Below are 2,454 nucleotides of genomic sequence, written 5' to 3'. Positions count from 1 at the left end.
TTATGTCCCCTCTCTTTCTGAGACCTATGATACAGCAGCCTGTTCTTCACCTTAACCTAGCAACTTACTCGGTGGTCCATTTTTCCGGGTCCACTATACGGTTACGATAGATCCGACGAAATAGATTCGGTTCTTATGAGCAGCGGAGGAGAGGTTGCCTCTGTCTTGGGCGAGGCCGTAAGTTATAAGGTCATAAGAGAATCAGACGAGGAAGTTCGCTACGAACGTTTTTTGTCTCAGTTCAATATATTTTCCAGTTCTCCTCGTTATTATGGAAATAGTTTATACCTTGATGTTCTGGATAAGACTCTTCCTTTTCGTCGTAAATATTTGATTCCCAAAGACAGAGAGGATATGATGTTTGGCCTTTCCGGTTTGGCTCCGGCTGTGTCCCTTCCGGATATGGCTCCCAATGTAACCGAGTATATTTCAGAGGAGTGATCACTTTGAAGACAAAGCTTTTACGCCCTACCTTGGGAGTCATTACAATCGTAGTGTTGTTGCTGTATATGTTTTCCTTTGTCGTCCCGTTTAACGAAACGGTTTTGGTAACTACGTTTGGAAGGGCGGATCAAGCTGGTATTAGAAATGCCGAGGGAGACGAATCCGGGCTTTTTTGGCGTTGGCCTTGGCCCATACAGAAGCTTTATAGATTCGATCGTCGTATTAGAGTTCTCTCCGAAAGCCTAGAGCAACAAGAAACTTCCGATAGACAGGTGATAGTGATCCAGGGCTATGTTTCCTGGAAAATCGTTAATTGTCTTGATTTTTTTCGTAGCATGAAAACCGTGGAAGAGGCAGAGAGGCTTTTAGGAGATCGAATGAGGACTGCTAGTTCCGAATTGGGTAATTTTAGATTGGATCAGCTTATCTCCATCGATGGGGCTCATATCGAGGAAGCCGAAGAGGCTATCTTGGAGAGGATGAGATCGGATCTGGCGGGGCGCCGATGGGGGATAGCCTTGGAGAGAATGGGGATAAGCAGAGTTCTTTTTCCCGAGAAGATAACCGAGGCGGTTTTCCAGAGGATGAGACAGACTCGACAAAGAATGGCTCAGAAGGCGAGATCGGAAGGAGAAGCCATAGCTAAGGGTATCATGGCTAAAGCTGCCAGCGACAGCGATAGAATAATGGCTTTTGCCAGAAGACGTGCTCAGGAAATACGTTCCGAGGGAGATGCTGTAGCTGCTGGCTATGCAGAGGCGTTCGCACTAAACCAGGATTTTGCTTTATATCTTCGCCAACTTGAGACATTGGAGAACACCTTGAAGCATAATACTACCTTCATCTTGGATTCAGGGATGACGCCTTATTCTTTGCTCGATGAAATGCTGTCTCATCCCTCTAAAGAAGGGGAGGCGAAATGACTTTGAGAGGAATGTCTGAGCCGGATATCCTAAAGGCGAAGGCTTTGGATAAGCTTATTCGTTCAGGAGGGCGTTTTTTTCTTATTGTCGGAGTCCTTTTTTGCGTTTATGTCGCTTTGAGTGGCGTTTTCTGGGTAGAAGAAGGGACAGTCGTTATCCATACTAGGTTGGGAAAGATTTTGGGAACCGGATCCGAATCGGTGTATATGCCGGGAGGACCTTATTGGGCCTTACCGAGCCCTATAGACGATAAGATTGTCGTAACGACAAATCTCCAGAGATTGTCGCTAGAGGATTCTTTTTGGTGTGATCGATTGGGAGGAGATGGTTTAGTTCCGGGGAAGGATGGTTTTCTTATCACTGGAGACCATAACATCGTCCACGGTAGATGGGAATTGGTCTTTCAGGTCTCCGGCAATGGCGACAATCCAACTCGTTTCGTAAGGTCCATCGGCGATATGGACAGGGCGAAGACACTACTTTCGTTTATGACGGAAGGAGCGTTGGTCTGCGGTATCGGCAGCACCTCTATCGATGATTTTACCCGTGGGAATATAGACGAAAAATCCATCCTCTCTTTGATAAGAGATCGTCTGAAATCACTTAATTGTGGCATAGAAGTGGTGGATCTTTCTAGAGCGGCTCAGCCCCAGGTTCCCTTCCAAGTCGTTGATGATTTTTTAGCCGTTAACGAGGCGGAAAGCGCAAAACTTAAGTCTATCGAGGATGCCCGAAGAGACAGGGAGAGCCTATTGCAAGCTGCGGCAGGGATGGTTTTTAACGAATTGATAGAGGCTATAGATTGCTACGAAAAAGAAGATAGCACCGATGATCTTGGAGCGGGAAAAAGTTTGAAAGATATATACGCTCTTTTGGAGGATGACAGAATTGGAGGAAATGCCTCTGTCGTGATTAACGAATCTAAGCTTTATCAGACCGAGGTGGTAGAGGAGTTTAGAAGTCGTTCTGAACGCTTTGAAAAGTTGCTCTATGGTGGACCCCATTGTCAAGACCATTTTTTAGCCTAGATTAGTTTAGGTCAGACTGCTATAGGTCTTCCTCTTCGAAGTAGATCTCCTGCGGTGTG

Annotated in this window: 2 protein-coding genes; both read left to right on the top strand. The window is 46.0% G+C overall.

The window, feature by feature from the left end:
* Window positions 1-509 precede the first annotated feature (509 nt).
* A complete protein-coding gene (locus tag L2W48_RS12840) occupies window positions 510-1,367 on the top strand; it encodes an SPFH domain-containing protein (RefSeq protein ID WP_236100486.1) in 858 nt (285 codons plus the stop codon).
* A 488-nt stretch (window positions 1,368-1,855) separates the two neighbouring features.
* Window positions 1,856-2,395, top strand: a complete 540-nt coding sequence (locus L2W48_RS12835; protein WP_236116557.1) for an SPFH domain-containing protein — start codon at window positions 1,856-1,858, stop codon at window positions 2,393-2,395.
* The last annotated feature ends 59 nt before the right edge of the window (window positions 2,396-2,454 follow it).

It is taken from the genome of Dethiosulfovibrio russensis (assembly GCF_021568855.1).
GTDB lineage: Bacteria > Synergistota > Synergistia > Synergistales > Dethiosulfovibrionaceae > Dethiosulfovibrio > Dethiosulfovibrio russensis.
This window is presented reverse-complemented; position numbering and strand designations above follow the sequence as displayed.